The sequence below is a fragment of the Bifidobacterium bifidum ATCC 29521 = JCM 1255 = DSM 20456 genome (assembly GCF_001025135.1).
Taxonomy (GTDB): domain Bacteria; phylum Actinomycetota; class Actinomycetes; order Actinomycetales; family Bifidobacteriaceae; genus Bifidobacterium; species Bifidobacterium bifidum.
Map to the genome: position 1 here is coordinate 1,025,293 of NZ_AP012323.1, position 20,049 is coordinate 1,045,341.

Annotated in this window: 17 protein-coding genes and 1 pseudogene; 14 read left to right on the top strand and 4 right to left on the bottom strand. The window is 63.4% G+C overall.

Features of this window, described 5'->3' with window-relative positions:
* The first annotated feature begins 44 nt into the window (after positions 1 to 44).
* Positions 45 to 1,016 (top strand): GTPase Era, encoded by a 972-nt coding sequence (era, locus tag BBBF_RS04145; protein ID WP_229026594.1) that lies wholly within the window; start codon positions 45 to 47, stop codon positions 1,014 to 1,016.
* A gap of 100 nt (positions 1,017 to 1,116) precedes the next feature.
* On the opposite strand, the gene BBBF_RS04150 is transcribed toward era, so the two are convergent.
* Entirely contained in the window at positions 1,117 to 3,153 is a 2,037-nt protein-coding gene (locus BBBF_RS04150) for an AMP-dependent synthetase/ligase (RefSeq protein WP_014760159.1), read from the bottom strand.
* A 219-nt stretch (positions 3,154 to 3,372) separates the two neighbouring features.
* Between BBBF_RS04150 and BBBF_RS04155 the strand changes: the two genes are divergently transcribed.
* The 3 genes from BBBF_RS04155 to BBBF_RS04165 are packed head-to-tail and all read left to right on the top strand — an operon-like array spanning position 3,373 to position 6,275.
* Positions 3,373 to 4,512, top strand: a complete 1,140-nt coding sequence (locus BBBF_RS04155; RefSeq protein WP_003816824.1) for an NAD(P) transhydrogenase subunit alpha — start codon at positions 3,373 to 3,375, stop codon at positions 4,510 to 4,512.
* Between the two features lie 3 nt (positions 4,513 to 4,515).
* Positions 4,516 to 4,830: an NAD(P) transhydrogenase subunit alpha part 2 gene (locus BBBF_RS04160; RefSeq protein ID WP_003816822.1), complete on the top strand. Its 315-nt coding sequence runs from the start codon at positions 4,516 to 4,518 to the stop codon at positions 4,828 to 4,830.
* A complete protein-coding gene (locus BBBF_RS04165) occupies positions 4,830 to 6,275 on the top strand; it encodes an NAD(P)(+) transhydrogenase (Re/Si-specific) subunit beta (protein ID WP_021648697.1) in 1,446 nt (481 codons plus the stop codon). Before BBBF_RS04160 ends, BBBF_RS04165 begins: the two co-directional genes overlap by 1 nt.
* A gap of 138 nt (positions 6,276 to 6,413) precedes the next feature.
* Here the strand turns inward: BBBF_RS04165 and BBBF_RS04170 are convergent, their stop codons facing one another.
* Positions 6,414 to 7,406: an alpha/beta hydrolase gene (locus tag BBBF_RS04170; protein WP_021648696.1), complete on the bottom strand. Its 993-nt coding sequence runs from the start codon at positions 7,404 to 7,406 to the stop codon at positions 6,414 to 6,416.
* A gap of 314 nt (positions 7,407 to 7,720) precedes the next feature.
* Here BBBF_RS04170 and BBBF_RS04175 point away from each other — a divergent pair, with 314 nt between their 5' ends.
* The 6 genes and pseudogenes from BBBF_RS04175 (at position 7,721) to BBBF_RS04200 (ending at position 11,627) form a co-directional block, all read left to right on the top strand.
* The gene (locus BBBF_RS04175; RefSeq protein ID WP_021648694.1) at positions 7,721 to 8,347 is read left to right on the top strand and encodes a 50S ribosomal protein L25/general stress protein Ctc; all 627 of its coding nucleotides are present in this window, start codon (positions 7,721 to 7,723) and stop codon (positions 8,345 to 8,347) included.
* Between the two features lie 215 nt (positions 8,348 to 8,562).
* Positions 8,563 to 9,690, top strand: a complete 1,128-nt coding sequence (locus tag BBBF_RS04180; protein WP_003816817.1) for a branched-chain amino acid aminotransferase — start codon at positions 8,563 to 8,565, stop codon at positions 9,688 to 9,690.
* A 133-nt stretch (positions 9,691 to 9,823) separates the two neighbouring features.
* Positions 9,824 to 10,165: pseudogene (locus BBBF_RS04185) on the top strand (metallophosphoesterase family protein); the annotation flags it as partial.
* A gap of 22 nt (positions 10,166 to 10,187) precedes the next feature.
* Complete coding sequence (locus BBBF_RS04190) at positions 10,188 to 10,631, top strand: AAA family ATPase (protein ID WP_003821036.1); 444 nt, start codon at positions 10,188 to 10,190, stop codon at positions 10,629 to 10,631.
* Between the two features lie 11 nt (positions 10,632 to 10,642).
* Positions 10,643 to 10,777 carry a hypothetical protein gene (locus tag BBBF_RS10515; RefSeq protein WP_003821038.1) on the top strand — a complete coding sequence of 45 codons (135 nt, stop codon included), beginning with the start codon at positions 10,643 to 10,645 and terminating at the stop codon, positions 10,775 to 10,777.
* Between the two features lie 127 nt (positions 10,778 to 10,904).
* Entirely contained in the window at positions 10,905 to 11,627 is a 723-nt protein-coding gene (locus BBBF_RS04200; RefSeq protein WP_013389822.1) for a trimeric intracellular cation channel family protein, read from the top strand.
* Between the two features lie 137 nt (positions 11,628 to 11,764).
* Here the strand turns inward: BBBF_RS04200 and rpsT are convergent, their stop codons facing one another.
* The gene (gene rpsT / locus BBBF_RS04205; RefSeq protein ID WP_003812925.1) at positions 11,765 to 12,025 is read right to left on the bottom strand and encodes a 30S ribosomal protein S20; all 261 of its coding nucleotides are present in this window, start codon (positions 12,023 to 12,025) and stop codon (positions 11,765 to 11,767) included.
* Between the two features lie 208 nt (positions 12,026 to 12,233).
* On the opposite strand from rpsT, the gene lepA reads away from it, so the two are divergent.
* Together lepA and hemW are read left to right on the top strand one after the other, a co-directional pair.
* Complete coding sequence (gene lepA / locus BBBF_RS04210) at positions 12,234 to 14,114, top strand: translation elongation factor 4 (protein ID WP_003812926.1); 1,881 nt, start codon at positions 12,234 to 12,236, stop codon at positions 14,112 to 14,114.
* A 158-nt stretch (positions 14,115 to 14,272) separates the two neighbouring features.
* Positions 14,273 to 15,523, top strand: coding sequence for a radical SAM family heme chaperone HemW (gene hemW, locus BBBF_RS04215; protein ID WP_047937773.1), 1,251 nt, complete (start codon positions 14,273 to 14,275; stop codon positions 15,521 to 15,523).
* 56 nt (positions 15,524 to 15,579) lie between these two features.
* On the opposite strand, the gene BBBF_RS09950 is transcribed toward hemW, so the two are convergent.
* Entirely contained in the window at positions 15,580 to 15,720 is a 141-nt protein-coding gene (locus tag BBBF_RS09950) for a hypothetical protein (protein ID WP_167335615.1), read from the bottom strand.
* A gap of 350 nt (positions 15,721 to 16,070) precedes the next feature.
* Here BBBF_RS09950 and BBBF_RS04220 point away from each other — a divergent pair, with 350 nt between their 5' ends.
* Both BBBF_RS04220 and BBBF_RS04225 read left to right on the top strand, forming a co-directional pair.
* The gene (locus tag BBBF_RS04220; protein WP_161788270.1) at positions 16,071 to 17,606 is read left to right on the top strand and encodes an aminotransferase class I/II-fold pyridoxal phosphate-dependent enzyme; all 1,536 of its coding nucleotides are present in this window, start codon (positions 16,071 to 16,073) and stop codon (positions 17,604 to 17,606) included.
* Between the two features lie 88 nt (positions 17,607 to 17,694).
* Entirely contained in the window at positions 17,695 to 19,785 is a 2,091-nt protein-coding gene (locus BBBF_RS04225) for an elongation factor G (RefSeq protein ID WP_033509662.1), read from the top strand.
* Positions 19,786 to 20,049: the final 264 nt, after the last annotated feature.

Sequence of the window (20,049 nt, forward strand, 5' to 3'; positions counted from 1 at the left end):
AAACAATGACCAAACCGAACGCGAAGAAAAGGCATGACACGAATATGACCAATACTGACGAGCAGGAATCCCAGCCGGCGTACCGTTCCGGATTCATAGCGGTTGTCGGCAGACCGAACGTCGGCAAGTCGACGCTGATCAACGCGCTGATCGGCAAGCAGGTGGCCATCGCCTCATCGCGCCCGGAGACCACGCGAAAGGCGATTCGCGGCATCCTCACCACCGACCACGCGCAGCTCGTGCTGGTTGATACGCCCGGCATCCACCGCCCTCGCACACTGCTCGGCCAGCGTCTCAACGACATCGTCGAGGAATCGCTGTCGGATATCGACGCCATCGCGTTCCTGCTGCCCGCCGACCAGGAGATCGGCCCCGGCGACAAGCGCATCCTAAGCCGTCTGCGCACCGATTTCGCCACCAAGGGCGAGGACGGGACGTTCGCGTGGAAGGTTCCGCTGATCGCCATCGTCACCAAAATCGACCAGCTGGGCCGCCAGCAGCTCATCGACAAACTGATCGAGATCAACGAGTTCGCCGACTTCTCCGACATCGTGCCCGTCAGCGCCCTGGAACACGACAATCTCGACGAGGTCCGCCAGGTGCTGATCGACAACACCCCTGAGGGGCCGCAGATGTACCCGGACGACCAGGTCAGTGAGGAGCGTCCGGAAGACACCATCGCCGAGCTGATCCGCGGCGCGTTCCTCGAAGAGCTTGATGACGAGCTGCCCCATTCGCTGGCCGTCGTCGTGGACTCCATCGAACGGCCCGAAGACAACGAGAGCGGGCAGTCATACGAAGGCAAGATCCAGGTCATGGTCTCCGTGTACGTGGAGCGCGACTCGCAGAAGCCGATCATCATCGGACGCGGCGCCGAGCATCTGGTGCGCGTCAAGAAGAAGCTGCGCACCCCGGTCAACCGCATCGTCGGAGGCAAGGCCAAGCTCGATCTGCATGTCAAGGTCGCCAAGGGCTGGCAGTCCGACCCCAAGCAGCTGGAGAGGCTCGGCTTCTGATTGCGCGCCGCGCGGGCGTTGGCACCGATAAAACGGCGTGAGGCGGGTGGTTCAACAATCGTGTTGAACCACCCGCCTCACGCGTGAAGGATGTCGAGCGTCACTTCTTCTTGGTGTACATCTGCGTGTTCAGCAGTGTGGCGTAACGCCGGATGACCTTGGGTCGGATCACCTTCATCGATGCGGTCAGCAGGCCGTTCGCCTGGCTGAACTCCTCGGGCAGGATGATGAACTTACGCACCGATTCGGCGCGGGACACACCCTCGTTCGCCTGATCCACCCACTTCTGCACTTCGGCGCGCACCGCGGCGTTGGAGGCGGCCTCCTCCATCGTCATATCGCGGTTGAGGCCCTTGGATTCCAGCCAGGGGCGCAGCGACTCCTCGTCAAGCGTCACCAGCGCGGAGATGAACGGGCGCTTGTCGCCGAGCACCAGCACCTGCGAGACGAACTCGCAGCGCTGGATGACCTCTTCGATCGGGCCGGGAGCGACGTTCTTGCCGCCGGCGGTGATGATCAGATCCTTCTTGCGGCCGGTGATGTACAGGAAGCCGTCGTTGTCGAGCCTGCCCAGGTCGCCGGTGCGGTACCATCCGTCATCGGTGAACGAGCCTTCGGTCGCCTCCTCGTTCTTGTGGTACTTCGGGAACACCGCGGTGCCCTTGACCTGAATCTCCTCGTCCTCGGCGACACGCAGCTCGAACCCGGGGAAGGCGATGCCGACGGAACCCTGATGGTACGGCACGCCGAGCGGGTTGAACGCGCACGGCGCGGTCGTCTCCGTCAGTCCGTAGCCCTCGTACACGGGCACGTTCGCGCCGCGGAAGAACGCGAGCAGTTCGGGGTCCAGCGGGGCGCCGCCGGCGACGATCCACTGGGCGCGGCCGCCGAGCACGTCGCGCAGCGTCTTGTAGACGATCGGGTCGAAGGCGGCGCGGCGGGTCTTGGCCAGCACACCGACCTTGCCCTTGGCACCCAGCTCCTTCATGTAGTTCTGCGCGGCGACCACCGCGGCGGCGAACGCCACGCCCTTCGGCCCGTGGCCGGCCTTCTGGGACGCCGCGTTGTACACCTTCTCCAGCACGCGCGGCACGACGATCATCACGGACGGCCGGGCGACCTGAAGGTCGGCGATCAGCGTCTTGATACCCTGGGCGATGTAGATCCTGATGTTGCTCGCCACGCAGATGTAGTTGATCGCGCGGGCGAACGAGTGCGCCTGCGGCAGGAACAGCAGCACGGAGTTCTTCTTGTTGTGCAGCAGGTCCGGCATGTAGACGGGCAGGTTCAGCGCGGTCGTGCAGTAGTGCTCGTGCGTCATCTCCACGCCCTTGGGTGCCGCCGTGGAACCCGACGTGTACACGATGGAGCACAGGTCGGTCTTCTTGATCGAGTCGATGCGCTCGTCGAGCTCCTCGTCGCTCACCGCGGCCCCGTACGCCTTGATCTCCTCCAGGCCGCCGGTCTCGATGCACAGGATGGTCTCCAGCGACGGGCATTCCTCGATCGCGCCCTCTGCCTTGTCGCGCATGTCGGCGGTCTCGACGATCAGCAGCCGCGCGTCCGAATTGTTGACGATGTTGCGGATCTGCTCGGCGGAGTCGGTGTCGTAGATGGTGGCGAGCACGCCGCCGCAAGCCATGATCGCGGCGTCCGTGACATCCCACGCGTAGGAGGTGCGGCACATGAACGCCACGCCGTCGCCCTTCTTCAGCCCGTAGTGCAGCAGGCCCTTGGCGACGCTGCGGATGTCGGCGAGCGTCTCGTTCGCTGTGCTGGTGACCCACTTGCCGGAGTCGTCCTTGTAGGTGTACAGCGGCTCGTCGCCCATGCGTTCGGCGCGGTCCGCATAGATGTCGTAGATGGACATGCCCTCGTCAAGCGGCGGGTTGCCCTCGGTCTTCGTGGTGAGCAGGCCCGTCGTGCTGTCGATCAGCGTCGTGGTCGGGTATCCTGGCCCCCATTCGGCGGTGTTCGGGAGGCTGATCTCGCCGTTCGCGGCAAGAGCGTTGTTCTCCGCGTAATCCGGGCCGTTGGAGGAATCGTCGCTGACCGGGTGCGCGAAGTCACCTCCCAAACGAAGTGCCTTCTGCGTGATATTCGCAGCTTGCTGTCTTACTGAGGTGAACAATGACACGTGACGCTCCTTGGAGACCTGATAACGCTTAACACATGAATATTACCCGTAGAAACGCCTTTTTTCACCTTACGGTAGCGTAGGAAACAGCGTCGTGCGGGTCGCCCGCTCGCCCGCGGCCATTCGTCAGGTGAAATGGAACGCGCCAAAAGTCGATTCCTTCGGTACACTTGCAACGGTAAGCAAAGAACGCTTGAGTTCGACGAAGAAAGGGCTCTCATGGCTGAAACCCAGAAAGCCACCGTGGTGTTCGGTGTCCTCAACGAGACATCGCAGGACGAAACCCGCGTCGCATTGACGCCGGATATCGTCACACGGTTGAAGAAAGCAGGTGTGTCCTGCCTGGTGCAGAGCGGCGCCGGAATCGCCGCACAATATACCGACGATGATTACGCCAAGGCGGGGGCCGAGGTCGTCGCCGCGGACGATGTGATCGCGCGCGCCGACGTGCTCGGATTCGTGGACCGTCCGTCTGCCGAGACGGTCGCGCGGCTCAAGGCCGGCACATGGGTGATCGGCATGCTCGGCTCGTTCACCGATGCCGCGTATGTGGACGCCCTCCAGGCGGCCGGTCTTGTCGGTGTCGCGATGGAGAAGCTGCCTCGCCAGCTCAGCTCCGCGCAGTCCATGGACGAGATGACGTCCCAGAATTCGGTCATGGGGTACAAAGCCGCGCTGGTGGCGGCGAACGCCTATGGCTCGTTCTTCCCGATGATGACGACCGCCGCCGGCACGATCCGCCCGGCCAAGGTGCTGATCCTGGGCGCGGGCATCGCCGGCCTGCAGGCCATCGGCACCGCCCGCCGTCTGGGCGCCGTGGTCACCGCGTACGACGTGCGTCCCGCTTCGCGCGGCGAAGTAGAGTCGCTGGGCGCGAAGTTCCTCGATCTCGGTCTCGACTTCTCCAAGGGGCAGGGCGAGGGCGGATACGCCCGCCAGCTCAGCGCCGAGGAGCAGGCCGCCCAGCAGACGGCCGTCGACCAGAAGGCAGCCGGGTTCGACGTCATCATCACCACGGCCAAGGTTCCCGGCCGCAAGCCTCCGATGCTGCTGACCAAGGCCGGCGTGGACGGCCTCAAGCGCGGTGCCGTCATCGTCGACTGTGCGGCCAGCGACCTGGGCGGCAACGTCGAGGGATCCCGCGTCGGCACGCAGGTGACCGATGGGGGAGTGACCATCATCGGTGCCCCGTATCTCGCCAGCGAGGTTTCCAACACCGCCTCGAACCTGCTCGCCCGCAACGTGGGCGACGTGCTCGCCCACTTCGTGCATGACGGTCGTCTGAGCATCGACCTGAACGAGGAACTTGACGACGCCCTCATCGTAGCCGGACGTCCCGCCGCAGAAAGCAAGGAATAATCCATGGACATCATCGTTGCCATCACACTGTTCATACTCGCGCTGCTCATCGGCGTCGAGGTCATCGGCAAGGTGCCCGCCACCCTGCATACGCCGCTGATGTCGGGAGCCAACTCCATCCACGGCATCGTCATCGTCGGTGTCGTCATCGTCGCCGCGCACGCCACCTCGCTCCTGGCCTGGGTGTTCATCTTCCTCGCCGCCGTGCTCGGCACGATGAACGTCGTCGGCGGTTACGTGGTCACCGACCGCATGCTGGAGATGTTCAAGTCCGACAAATCGAAGAAGTCCGCCGACAAGAATGAGGAGGCCAAGTAATGGGTACCCTTGCTGAAGTGCTGAGCAACCCGCTTGGCGTCGTTGAATGGTTCGTGTATCTGCTGGCCGCCGTGTTGTTCGTCGTCGGCCTGCACATGATGAACTCGCCGAAGACCGCGCGCAAGGGCAACCTGATCTCCGCGGCCGGCATGGTCATGGCGGTGGCTATGGCGTTCATCGTGCTGTTCGTCACCGAGATCGGCAACGGCTTCGAGCATCTCGTCGCCGTCGTGCTGCTGATCGTCGGCATCCTCATCGGCACGATCGTCGGCGTGTGGAGCGCGAAGAAGGTCAAGATGACCGACATGCCGCAGCTCGTCTCCGTGTTCAACACGGTCGGCGGCGGCGCGGCGGCCCTCGTCGCGCTCAACGACATCCTCACCTCCGAGGAGCTGCCGACGCTGGTCGTGCTGATCACCGCCGGACTTGGCATCATGATCGGTTCCGTCACGTTCACCGGCTCGCTGATCGCCGCCGGCAAGCTGCAGGGCGTCAAGTTCCTGCGCAAGCTCACCCTCCCCGCGAAGGGCGTGTGGAACATCGGCTTCATTGTGCTCACCGTCGTCTCGTTCGTCATGCTGTGCGTGCAGCCCGAGCAGCGTCTGCTGTGGTGTGTGCTGACCACGGTGTTCGCGCTGTGCTACGGTCTGGTGTTCGTCATCCCGATCGGCGGCGCTGACATGCCCGTCGTCATCTCGGTGCTTAACGCCTGCACTGGCACCGCCGTCGCCATGAGCGGTCTGGCGATCAACAACATCGCGCTGATCGTCGCCGGCGCACTCGTCGGCGCGGCCGGGGTCACGCTCTCCCTGGCGATGTCCAAGGCCATGAACCGTCCGCTGATGAGCGTGCTCGCCGGCGGCTTCGGCGGTGGCGCCTCGGCCGGCGGCGACGCCGACGGCCCCGAGGGCACGATGAAGGAGACCAGCGCCGATGACGTCGCCGTGCAGCTGGTGTACGCCGACAAGGTCATCTTCGTGCCGGGTTTCGGTCTGGCGCAGGCCCAGGCGCAGCGCGAGCTGGCCGATCTGGGCGACCTGCTCAAAGGTCATGGCATCGAGGTGTCGTACGCGATCCACCCGGTCGCGGGACGTATGCCCGGTCACATGAACGTGCTGCTCGCCGAGGCCAACGTGCCGTACGAGGAGCTGATCGACCTCGACGATATCAACCCGCAGTTCCCGTCCGCCAACGTGGCCCTGGTCGTCGGCGCCAACGACGTGACCAACCCGGCCGCGCGTCGCCCCGGCACCCCGGTCTCCGGCATGCCGATTCTCGACGTCGACAAGGCGCAGAACGTGGTCGTCATGAAGCGCGGTCGCGGCAAGGGCTATGCCGGCATCGAGAACGAGCTGTACTTCGAGCCCAACACGCAGATGCTGTTCGGCGACGCCAAGGCCGGCCTGCAGTCCGTCATCGCCGCCGTGAAGGAGCTCATCTCGTAACCGTCACCGCGCCGGCTCACCGGTGCGGACGGAGCGAAACGATACGGGAGTGGCCCGCTGGATGGATTTCCAGCGGGCCACTCCCAATTCATATTCAGCTCGACGGAGTGCATGGCGGCTTCGGCCGGGAAGCTGCCGTCAGAGTCCGAACACGCGGGTGACGAAATTCGTCACCGTCTTCCAGTACACCACCGGTGCCGTGCTGGCGCTCATGGAATGACCTGCCGAGGGAATCAGCAGTTTCTGCCGGTCGATGCTCGCGCAGGCGTCGAAGTTCTCGTCCAAAGCCCTGGATGGCACGAAATCGTCCGCGCCGCCGTGGATGAACAGCATCGGAATCGTGGCATGCTTCAGCTGTTCCACGCACGAGGCTTCCTGGAAACCGTACCCGGCACGCCGCCGCGCGATCGCCCCCATCGTCGTCACGATCGGCTTGGCGAGGAACTTCGGCAGGTGAAACATCGATCGCGCGCAGTCGATGAACTGCTGGCCGACCGACGCATAGCCGCAATCCTCGACCGCCGCCACGACGTTCCTGGGCAGGTCCGGCTCGCCGACGGTCATCATGACCGCGGCCGCGCCCATGGACTTGCCCTGCAGCAGGATGCGGGCGTCCGCGTCGCTGTCGATGATCAGCGATATCCACCGCATCAGGTCACGGCGGTCCAGCCATCCCATGCCCGCATAGCGGCCTTCGCTGAGCCCGTGGCCGCGCAGCGCCGGAACCAGCACGGTGAACCCGAGACGGGCGAAACGATGCGCGTACTTCGCCATATCCTGCGGTTGCCCCGAATACCCGTGGCAGCATATCGCATACAGGTGGGGCTTCGCACCGGCGCAATCGGGATCGAACAGCCAGCCATGAAGCTGGATGCCGTCCTCCGCCGAGATGACCACCGGCTGCTTGGACTGGTCGAACCAATCCGCCGCCTCGACCTCTTCGGCCGCGTCGAGCCGGGGTCCCTTGTCCGCGACTTTGCCGTCATCCCTGCCGGATCTGAGCATCGAGTGCTTCGCCTGTGCATTCAGCGCATACGAGAACATGAGATTCGCCAGCCCGTAAGTGGCGCCGGCTACCACGGAGGCCGCGATTCCGCCTCCCACTACTATCCGTGATGTGTTACGCGCCATTGCAAACCTCCCAGCCGATTCGGTGCATGTCCCATTGCGTCCATTGTAGGGCCTCGCCGGGGTCGATGACGGCATGACGACGAAACAGCCGGGCGGATCGGGCGTTCGATTCGTTTGCCGGGATAGACGTTCCATCGAATGTCCCGCGCGGCCGTATAATTGTTTCTCGTTGCTTTGGCGAGGGCATTCCGATTCGCGAGAACGGGTCTGCCGTAATCGACTCGGCGTTGAATACCACCCCTCCTTGGGGAGTTCTGCGGCGCGTCGTGGCGTCAAATAGACAGAACGACAAGTAACACTCAAGGAGAACCATTATGGCAAACACCATCAAGATCGCCGGTGACATCCGTGACGAATTCGGCAAGGGTGCTGCGCGCCGCATGCGCGTGGCCAAGCTCATCCCCGCCACCTTGTACGCGGGCGGCGACCAGCCGACGTTCGTGAAGCTCCCGATGAAGGAGACCACGCTGGCCCTGCGCCACACGAACGCGCTGTTCTCGATCTCCTTCGGTGGCCAGACCAAGCTGGCCGTCGTCAAGGATGTGCAGCGCAACCCCGTCAAGCGCATCGTTGAACACATCGACTTCTACGAGGTCAAGGCCGGCGAGAAGATCGACATCGAGGTGCCGGTGTTCGTCGAGGGCACGCCGAAGGGTGCCGCCGTCGCGTTCGTCGACCTGCAGGAGCTCAAGGTCCGCGCCGATGTCACCAACCTGCCCGAGCGCATCGTGGTCAACGTTGACGGCCTGACCGACGGCACCAAGGTGCTGCTCAAGGACGTCGTGCTGCCGGAAGGCGCCGAGCTCGACATGGACGATCCGGAGACCTCCGTCGTCAGCGTCGAGGTGCCTGAGGACACCACCGAGTCCGCTGCTGCCGCTCCGGCCGCTGACGCCGATGCCGCTGCTGCCGCTCCGGCCGCCGATGCGGACGCCAAGTGATCCGTCTCGCACAGCACATCGGATTCCCGCGTGACACACGGGAGTGACGCTTGAGAAAAGCCCACCACAAGCGTGGGCTTTTTTCATAATGTGAACGAGCTCACGCCGAATGCGTCATCGGTGTGAGAAAGTATCTCTCAGAGCCGGTGCCAGAAGCGCCGACTGCCCCATCTGGCCGCCGTGACGCAAACGGCGACGTTATCAAAGAAGTGGTTATGACAGAAAACAATCATCACGATTCCGCCGCGCTGGACAAGCTCACCGAGCCGTTCACCGTGCTGCCGAACGACAATCCCGCATCCGACGCGAAGCGCCAGGAGCTCATCGACAAGCCGGCATTCGGTCAGGTCTTCTCCGACAACATGGCCCACATGAGCTGGACCAAGGGCGAGGGCTGGGGCGACCGTCGCATCGAGCCGTACGCGCCGCTGAAGCTGGATCCGGGCGCATCCGTGCTGCACTACGCCCAGGAGGTCTTCGAAGGTCTGAAGGCATACCGCCACGCCGACGGCTCCACCTGGCTGTTCCGCCCGGACGCGAACGCCGAGCGTTTCCAGAACTCCGCCAAGCGCCTGTACCTGCCCGAGCTGTCCGTGGACGACTTCCTCGGCTCCGTGGCGGCCCTCGTCAAGCGCGACGTCAACTGGGTGCCCACCCGCCGCGAGTACACGCTGTACATGCGTCCGTTCATGTTCGCCTCCGAGCCGTTCCTCGGCGTGCGTGCCCCGCACGAGGTCGACTACTGCGTGATCGCCTCCCCGTCCGGCCCGTACTTCCCGGGCGGCGTCAAGCCGGTGAGCATCTGGGTGGAAGACAAGTGGTTCCGCACCGGCCCCGGCGGCACCGGCTTCGCCAAGTGCGGCGGCAACTACGCCGCCTCGCTGCTCGGCGAATACACCGGCATCGACAACGGCTGCGAGCAGGTGTGCTTCGTGGACGCCGCCACCAAGACCTACCTTGAGGAGCTCGGCGGCATGAACATGATGGTCGTGCACAAGGACGGCCACGTGGAGACCCCGTCCCTGACCGGCAACATCCTGCCGGGCGTGACCCGCCGTTCCCTGATCCAGCTCATGCAGGATCGCGGCATCGACGTGGTCGAGACGATGATCAAGCTCACCGACCTGCTCGACGACATCAAGTCCGGCGAGGTCACCGAGGTGTTCGCCTGCGGTACCGCCGCCATCATCACCCCGATCGGCCGCTTCAAGTCCAAGGAGTTCGACGTGACCGTGGCCAACGGCGAATCCGGCAAGCTCACGATCGACCTGCGCGACCAGCTGCTCGGCATCCAGCTCGGCGAGGTCGAAGACCCGCACAACTGGATGTGGAAGGTCTGCTGAGCGCAGTCCAGTTCTACGTGAAGCCCCGCCCATCGGCTCGATCGAGCCCGGCGGGGCTTTTCGTATAGAACCCGCTCCCGCTGGCGGGAGCTGTCGAGCGTAGCGAGACTGAGGGTGGTTTTTATATGCCCATAAGGATTGCCTGCGGCAGCTGCGTTGCCGTCATCTGCACGCGGCCATCGGCAACCATGATGACTGGTGGATGGACAACAAGCCGGCGCTGAACCTGTTCGAGAGCATCGAACCGAACGGCACCGTTGAACTGGAAGGACTTGGAACGGTCAACCTGTCGCACTTCCCATATCGCGAAGACCTCGCGTACGGATGGCCCGATGACGCGGTCCGATTCCACGATCAGGCGCTGCCGTTCGACGGACGCAAGCTGCTGTACGGTCACACGCATCAGCTGTCTGCCGCGGGTGCGCGGCCGGAATCGCTCAACGTCAATTCTGCGCGGACTGCCGGGCTCCGGTAAGTCGACATGGGCGCAGAACTGGGTGTCCGACCCCGCCAACACGTGGCCGCATTGCGTGATCTCGCTCGACGCCGGCTGGGATGTGGTCGCCGACGCGCAGCATGCGAACCCGGAGTATGCGAATGAGCTGGCGCGGCTCGCCACACGGCACGGGGCAATCTGGCGGACGGAGGATTTCGACGTGCCCCTGGACGAGCTGCTGCGCCGCAACGAGGCCCGGCCGCGCGCCGACCATGTGCCGGAGGAGTACATCCGCTCGTCGTGGAAGCGGTTCCACCACGTGATGTTCCGCCCGCTCAATCCCGAAGACCCGAACGGCAACCTGCTTAAACGCATGATCGCCGACCCGTACGTCCGGGTCACACCGGTGCGCGGCGAGAGCGACGTATTCGCCTGCAATTTCACTCGAGAGGCGTTCCTCGAAGGACGTTGGAACACGCGCACGATCAACGCCCGCGGGCTCTGAAGTATGACACGGTGGTCGCGCACGGCGACACATCCCCGGGATCGTTCCCCGTGCGCGTGGAGCGCAAGGAGAACGGCATCGACCTGACCTATGAGCGACAGACGTTCAAGGAACGCGACATCGGATCAAGGTCGGCGAGATCCTGACCCGGATCGGAGCCGATTCTAGTTTCGGGTAGCCGGCTTGCGGTAGGCTCATGTACGGCCGGATGGTTGTGATGTTGGCGAGGAGTGGCACGTGGAGGAACTGGCACTGGAAAGCAATGCCTTTTTCATGGGCATCGAATATCTTGCGGTGTTCTGCAGCGGGCTGATGGGCGGTCTATGCGCGGTTCGCAAGAACTATGACCTGTTCGCCATGCTGATCACCGCGTGGCTGACCGCGTTGGGCGGCGGCATCATCCGTGACGTGATGCTCGGCTCCCTGCCGCCGGTGGGCATCTCCGACCGCGGGTTCGTGCTGACCGCACTGGTGTCGGGCCTGGCTATCGCCGTGATCCATCCGGAAGTGGACAAGCTCAGATGGTCGATGCTGACCATCGACGCCTTGGCGGTCGGCTTGTTCGCGGTGAACGGCACCTCGAAGGCGCTCGATTTGGGAACCTCCGGCATGACGGCGGTGTTCATGGGCATGTTCACCGCGCTGGGCGGCGGTCTGGTCCGGGACATGCTCCTGAACGACGTGCCGATGATCATCCGCGACAAGCACCTGTACGCGGTTCCTTCCGCGGTCGGATGCGTGCTCACCGTGTTCGTGTGCAGGGGAGTGCAATGGAAGATGCTGGATTTCACGGCCGAGGTGGTGCTCGACTGCGCGATCGTCGTGCTGGTCGTGGTCATGCGTCTGCTGTCGGTCAAGTTCAGCATCATGCTTCCCGGTGCGGTCAAGCGGCACAACACGTATCTTCCCAGCGAGTCGCGGTATCTGAAACGCCCGGTCATCCATCCCGATGCCCACGATGGCGGCGATGACGACAAAGACCAGTCTCGGGCTTGACGCTTTCGGACCACCCCCACCCGCTTCGCGGGAGCCCCCGCTGGCGGGTGGGGGTGGCCGGCTAACACGAAAGAACCCCCGGGAACCTTGCGGTTCCGCGGGGGTCTTATGCTGTGACGACCGTCAGACGGTCATGCTCACATGTTGTTGATGGCGACTGCCATGCCCGACTTGCGGTTGGCGGCCTGGTTCTTGTGAATCACGCCAGCGCCAGCGGCCTTGTCGAGCTTCTGGGAAGCGACCTTGTAGGCGGCTTCGGCAGCGGCCTTATCGCCGGCGGCGATGGCCTCACGGGTTGCGCGGATGGCGGTCTTCAGGCTGGACTTGACGGCCACGTTACGCTTGTGCGCCTTCTCATTGGTGAGCACGCGCTTCTTCTGCGACTTAATGTTTGCCACGTTTTCTCCAAACGACGTTTGCTATAAGGACATACAGGGAGTCATGCTACCACGATGTTCGGATAAAACCGACCCCGTGTTCCGTGTGTCGTCGGGAAATTGCCGACGGTGACCGGTAAACTTGGTGACTTGCGGCACATGGCGTCACATTTACGATGCCAAAGGCCCGCGACGAACGAGCACCACGGACGAAAGGAACCGGATCAGGGTGATTGAGCCGAAGAACAAGCCAGGGTTTACCGATCAGTCGCTAATCCGGAATTTCTGCATCATCGCACACATCGACCACGGCAAGTCCACGGTGGCCGACCGCATCCTGCAACTGAGCGGCATCGTTCCTGAGCGCGAGATGCGTGACCGCTTCCTCGACCGCATGGACATCGAGCAGGAGCGCGGCATCACCATCAAATCGCAGGCCGTGCGCGTGCCGTGGACCTTCGAGGGCACCGAGTACACGCTCGGCATGATCGACACCCCCGGCCACGTGGATTTCACGTATGAGGTGTCGCGCGCGCTGGCCGCATGCGAGGGCGCGGTGCTGCTCGTCGACGCGACGCAGGGCATCGAGGCGCAGACGCTGTCCAACCTGTACATGGCCATCGACCATGATCTGGCCATCATCCCCGTGCTCAACAAGATCGACCTGCCCAGTGCCGAGCCGGACAAGCACGCGGAGGAGATCGCGGGACTGATCGGATGCAAGCCGAGTGACGTGCTGCGCGTGTCGGGCAAGACCGGCGAAGGCGTCGCCGATCTGCTCGACCACATCGTCATGGAGGTTCCCGCTCCGCACGGCGACCCGAAGGCGCCGGCGCGTGCGCTGATCTTCGACTCGGTGTACGACTCGTACCGCGGCATCGTCACCTATATCCGTATGGAGGACGGTGAGCTCAAGTCGCGTGAGAAGGTGCACATGATGGGCATCGGCATGACGCACGAGCCCATCGAGATTGGCGTCATCAGCCCCGACATGACCCCCACCAAGGCGCTCGGCGCCGGCGAGGTCGGCTACATCATCACCGGCGCGAAGGACGTCAGCCAGTCCAAGGTCGGCGACACCGTGACCTCCGCCGTCCGCCCTGCAGCCGAGGCGCTGCCCGGCTATCGCGACCCCCAGCCCATGGTGTACGCGGGTCTCTTCCCGATCGACAACGCCCAGTTCCCCGAACTGCGCGACGCGCTCGACAAGCTCAAGCTCAACGACGCCGCGCTCATCTACGAGCCCGAGACGTCGGTGGCGCTGGGCTTCGGCTTTCGATGCGGGTTCCTCGGCTTGCTGCACATGGAGATCGTCTCGGAGCGTCTGGAACGCGAGTTCGGTCTCGACCTGATCTCCACCGCGCCGAACGTTCCGTATGAGGTGACCGCCGAGGACAACACCGTGCACCGGGTGACCAACCCGAGTGAATTCCCGGACGGCAAGATCAAGAAGATCGTCGAGCCGATGGTCGCTGCCGACATCATCACGCCGAAGGATTTCATTGGTTCGGTGATGGACCTGTGTCAGGACCACCGCGGCATCATGGGCACGATGGAATACATCTCCACCGACCGCGTGGAGATGCACTACCGCATCCCGCTCGCCGAGATTGTGTTCGACTTCTTCGACCAGCTCAAGTCCCGCACCAAGGGCTACGCGTCACTCGACTACCATGAGGACGGCGAGCAGGCCGCGGACCTCGTCAAGGTCGACATCCTCATCCAGGGCGAGAAGGTCGACGCGTTCAGCGCCATCGTGCATCGCGACAAGGCATACAGCTACGGCGTGATGATGACCAAGAAGCTGCGCGAGCTGATTCCCCGCCAGCAGTTCGAGATCCCGATTCAGGCGGCGATCGGATCGCGCATCATCGCACGCGAGAACATCCGTGCACTGCGCAAGGACGTGCTCGCCAAATGCTACGGCGGCGACATCACCCGTAAGCGCAAGCTGCTCGAAAAGCAGAAGGCCGGCAAGAAGCGCATGAAGATGCTCGGCCACGTCGAGGTGCCGCAGGAGGCGTTCATCGCGGCCCTGTCCACCGGCGAGGCCGGCAACGACCGCGACACCAAGGATAAGATCCGCGCCGCGCAGAAGACGGAAGGCTGATGGAGGTCTTTGATATGCCCCCGCTGGCGGGGGCTGACAGCCGAAGGCTGGCTGGGGGTGGTCCAGCGAATGACCGCCTTCAGCCGGCTACGCCGACAACCCCCGCCAACGCGGGCGATGCGGCAGGCTACGAAATCTACATCCATGTGCCGTTCTGCATGCGGCGTTGCGGCTACTGCGATTTCAACACATACACGGCCACGGACATGGGCGCGGGCGCGTCCCGTGGCAATTACGCGAACATGGTGGTGCGTGAGATGCGTCTCGTGCGCGATTGGCAGCTCGTGCACGGCATCGAGGAGCCGCCCGTCTCCACGGTGTTCTTCGGCGGCGGCACGCCCACTATTCTGCCGGCGCGCGATCTGGTCATGATGCTGGACGCGGTCCGCGGCCTGTGGGGCATCGAACCGGAGGCGGAGATCACCACCGAGGCGAATCCCGACACGGTCGACGAGCGCTATATCGGCGCGCTCGCGGAAGGAGGGTTCACCCGCGTGTCATTCGGCATGCAGTCAACCGTGCCGCATGTGTTGAAAACCCTCGACCGCACGCATACGCCCGCCAATGTGGAGGCCGGTGTCAGGGCGGCCGACAGGGCCGGCCTGCGCTCCAGCGTGGACCTGATCTACGGGGCGCCGGGGGAGAGCCTTGACGATTGGCGAGACTCGGTGCGCACGGCAGTCGATCTTGGCGTGAACCATGTCTCCGCCTATGCACTTACCGTGGAACCGACCACGAAGATGGGTCGACAGATCGCGGCGGGCACATTGCCCAAGCCCGACGATGACGACGAGGCAGCGAAATACGAGATCGCCGATGACCTGTTCGCCGCGGCGGGCCTAGAATGGTACGAGATATCGAACTGGTCGCGTCCGGGCTATGAGAGCCGGCACAATCTCGGGTATTGGCGCAACGTCGACTGGGCCGGCCTGGGCCCTGGAGCGCACAGCCATTACAACATGGTTATGGGCAGCTCCACAGACGGTGACGCCGCGAACAGCGACGCCGCTGGAGACGTTTCGGCTTCCGTAACCTCCACATCGATGCGCGGTTGGGACATCGCGCATCCGCGCATGTGGGGGATGGCCATCAACGACGGGCGTGTGCCGTGGTCGGGCGATGAGACCATATCGCCCACGGAGAACCTTGAAGAGCTCATCATGCTTGGCCTGCGCATTCGGGAAGGGCTCGACATCGGCCGCGTCAATCGGCATATCGAAGCGGTGAACCGGGCGCAGGATGCGGCGCAGGGAACGCTGCGCATCATCGACGACGCGTGCCTCACGCCGCTGGTCGGGGATGGCCTCATCACCCTCGACCCGACGACGGGCCATGCCGTCGCCACGAGGAGAGGCCGGTTGCTCAACGACGCCGTCATCGAGCGCATGTTCGGCGCGGTCGGCCTGTAGTGGCTCCGGCAGTGAAACGTCGAAGCAGACCTTGACCGTGCCGAACTTCACCTTGCTCACGATGGAGAATGCGTCACCCAGGCTATGCTGGAGATCGGCGAGGTTCCGAGGTCGCTTTTCGTGATGAGTGCGATGCCGAAGGATCCGATGGCGATTCCCGCCAGAAAGCATATCAGCCGCTTGATGAAATACGGCATGAATCATGACTCCTTTCGTGTGTTCTGCCCGATGTAGTGCTGGAAGGCAGGTCGACGGGATGCCTGTTGCGTCAGGCTTGAAGATTCTCGATTACCTTGCGCAGAGAGCTTCGCAGTCTCTCGCGTTCCGCCGCGGTCTCGTACCGTGCAGCTTCGCTGCCGTGCTAGCACCTTTTGGGTTGTAAGCAAACTAAATATGTCCATCGGAGAAAAGTTCAATACAGATAAAATTGAACTCAGGTTGTTTTGCTGACAAAGCCGTGATATTCTTTTGAACCAGAATTTGAACTTTGAACCAACGTGAATTGAGGAAGTCATTGGAGAGCTTCGCGACGCGGCTGAGAACCGCCATGAACGCCCGTCACCTCAGACAGGTCGACATCGTGCGTGCCGCCCAGGCGTCAGGTGTCAAACTCGGCAAAAGCCACATCAGCCAATATGTCAGCGGCAAGACCACGCCCCGCGCGGATACGCTCAGGTTCCTCGCCGATACACTGCAGGTCGACGAGCAATGGCTGCTCGGCCATGATCGCGGACGGCCCGACATGCCGGCGCAGCCGAAACGGGTGCCGGACAATCCCGGCGGCCGAGCCGACGCGCCACGCACGCCATCATCCCAAGCGGCAGCACCTCAGACAACGTCACCATCACACGAACTGGAAGGAACACCCATGCGTCACTTCAACAAATCCACCAAACTTGACAACGTGCTGTACGACGTGCGCGGACCGGTCGTCGACGAGGCCGCCCGCATGGAGCAGTCCGGCATGCACGTGCTCAAGCTCAACATCGGCAATCCCGCGCCGTTCGGCTTCCGCACGCCGGACGAGGTCGTCTACGACATGTCCCGGCAACTCAGCGACACGGAAGGCTACTCCGCGTCCAAGGGCCTGTTCTCGGCGCGCAAGGCGATCATGCAGTACGCGCAGCTCAAGAACCTGCCCAATGTCGGCATCGAAGACATCTACACCGGCAACGGCGTCAGCGAGCTGATCAACCTGTCGTTGTCCGCCCTGCTCGACAACGGCGACGAGGTGCTGGTGCCCAGCCCCGACTACCCGCTGTGGACCGCCTGCGTCAACCTGGCCGGCGGCACCGCCGTGCACTACGTGTGCGACGAGGAATCCGAATGGTACCCGGACATCGATGACATGCGCAGCAAGATTACCGACCGCACCGTCGCCATCGTCCTGATCAACCCGAACAATCCGACCGGCGCCCTCTACCCGAAGGAGGTGCTGCAGCAGATCGTCGACCTGGCCCGCGAACACCAGCTGATGATCTTCTCCGACGAGATCTACGACCGTCTGGTGATGGACGGTCTCCAGCACGTCTCGATCGCGTCCATGGCCCCGGACCTGTTCTGTGTCACGTTCTCCGGCCTGTCGAAGTCGCACATGATCGCGGGCTACCGCATCGGATGGATGGTGCTCAGCGGCAACAAGTCCATCGCGAAGGACTACATCGAGGGCATCAACATGCTCACCAACATGCGCATCTGCTCGAACGTGCCCGCCCAGTCGATCGTGCAGACCGCCCTCGGCGGCCACCAGAGCGTCAACGACTACATTGTGCCCGGCGGCCGTCTGTACGAGCAGCGCGAATACATCTACAACGCGTTGAACTCGATTCCCGGCGTCACCGCGGTCAAGCCGAAGGCCGCGTTCTACATCTTCCCCAAGCTCGACGTGAAGAAGTTCAACATCACTGATGATGAGCAGTTCGCGCTTGACCTGCTGCATGACAAGCGCATCCTCATCACGCGCGGCGGCGGGTTCAACTGGCATGAGCCGGACCACTTCCGCATCGTCTACCTGCCGCGCATCGAAGTGCTCAAGGACGCGACGGAGAAGCTCACCGACTTCCTCAGCTGCTACCGGCAGTAGTTGGCGGGCATCACAATACGGGTCGAAAAGCGGAGAGGGGCTCGAGGCTCCCCGCCGTCACGTCCTCGCCGCCGATAGGATGGACGCTATGAAAAAGCACATCGTCGCGGGCATTCTGGCTCATGTGGACGCGGGCAAGACCACGCTGTCCGAAGCGCTGCTCTACCGTTCTGGGCAGATTCGCAGGCTCGGCCGCGTCGATCACGGCGATGCGTTCCTCGACACCGACGCGATGGAGCGGGCGCGAGGCATCACGATATTCGCCGAGCCCGCCATCATCCGATCCGGCGATCTGACGATCACCCTCATCGATACGCCGGGGCACGTCGATTTCTCCGCCGAGACCGAGCGCGTGCTGGCGGTGCTGGATTACGCCATACTGGTGGTGTCCGGGGCGGACGGCATCCAGGGGCATACCGAGACGCTGTGGCGCCTGTTGCGGCGATACAACGTGCCGACCTTCATATTCGTCAACAAGATGGACGCGCCCGGTGCCGACCGGGCCGCACTGCTCGCCCAGCTGCGTGACAGGTTCTCCGACGGCTGCGTGGACTTCGAGAACGGCGCTCCGACCCGGTCGATGGAAGACATCGCGATGCTCGACGAATCGGCCATGAACGAGTTCCTGGACTCCGGCGCCGTCGCGGACAAGCGGCTGAAAGCCATGATATCCGCGCGCTCGCTGTTCCCCGTGTTCTTCGGGTCCGCCCTCGCCATGGAGGGCATCGATGGCTTCCTCGCCGGCTTTGAACGGTATACCAAGGAGATCGAACCGGGTGCTCGTTTCGGGGCACGTGTATATAAGGTGTCGCATGACGAGCATGGCAACCGTCTGACGTGGCTGCGCGTCACCGGGGGAGAGATCAAGGCGAAGATGGTGCTTGACGGCGACGAGAAGGCCGACCAGGTGCGCCTGTATTCCGGCGCGAAATTCACCACGGTCGATGCACTGCCCGCCGGCTCGGTCTGCGCCGTCACCGGCCTGACGCACAGCCGCCCCGGTCAGGGGCTGGGCGACCAGTGCGACGCCGATGCCCCGGTGCTGCAGCCGGTGCTCACCTACACGCTGTTGCCGCAGGGGGAGGATCCTCACCGTTGCCTGACCGCGCTGCGAGAACTGGATGATGAGGACCCTCTGCTGCATGTGGTATGGCAGGAGAGGCTGCAGGAGATCCATGTGCAGCTCATGGGCGCGGTTCAATTGGAGATCATCCAGCAGATCATGCGGGACCGTTTCAACTTGAACGTCGGCTTCGGCCCCGGATCCATCCTCTACAAGGAGACGATCGCCCATGCGGTGGAGGGCATCGGCCACTTCGAGCCGCTACGACACTACGCCGAGGCGCACGTGCTGCTGGAGCCGGGCGAGCCGGGCAGCGGACTGACCTTCGCCACATCCTGTTCCGAAGACGTGCTGGCCCGCAACTGGCAGAGGCTCATCCTGACGCATTTCGCCGAGAAGGAGCATCTGGGCGTGCTCATTGGCGTCCCCATCACCGACATGAAGCTCACGCTGCTCACCGGCCGCGCGCACGAGAAGCATACGGAGGGTGGTGATTTCCGCCAAGCCACCTACCGGGCCATCCGACAGGGGCTGATGACCGCCCTGGTCGAGGGAGACTTCTCCCGGCACGACCTGTTCGACGAGGACGCCGCGGAGGACGTCGCCGAAGACGCGGCCGTAGCCGATGCCAAAACAGCCCGGACGGACGAATCGGAGCCGTCGGACGGCAGCGCCTTCGCCTCCGCGGCCGCCCGCGATCCCGGCTGGTGCCGGGTGCTCGAACCGTGGTACCGCTTCCGGCTCGACATCCCGCAGGACATGCTCGGCCGGGCCATGTCCGACATACAACGCATGTCGGGCACGTTCGACCCACCCGAGATGGACGGCCAGTTCGCCGTGCTGGCGGGAGTCTGCCCGGTATCCGAGATGCGCGACTATGCCATGGACGTGAACGTCTACACCCACGGCACGGGCCATCTGGGGTGCGTGTTCGACGGCTACCGGCCATGCCACAATGCGGCCGAGGTCATCGAACAAGCGGGATACGATCCGGGAGACGATCTCGAAAACACCCCTGATTCAGTGTTCTGCGCGCATGGCGCCGGTTACACGGTCAAATGGTACCGGGTGCCGGATTTCATGCATCTGGATCGCGCATACGACGCCGGGCAGTGACGTCTTCGCCGGGCAAAGGGGTCCGGCGGCAGTGACAGTGATATTCGTCACACTTAACACACCATTCACATAAGAGGCATCTCATTGACATGCGAAACGGGTGCCGCAGATTTTCCGAATCGCTTGAGAAACATTGAAACTGGGTATTGACAAACACCTCGACTCGGTATATGGACAGCGAAACGTGTTTGACATAGCCGAGCGGTACTCTTTCCTACGCACTAACAAAAGAACCGCAGGTTGTCAAGATCCTGCCAAAACGAT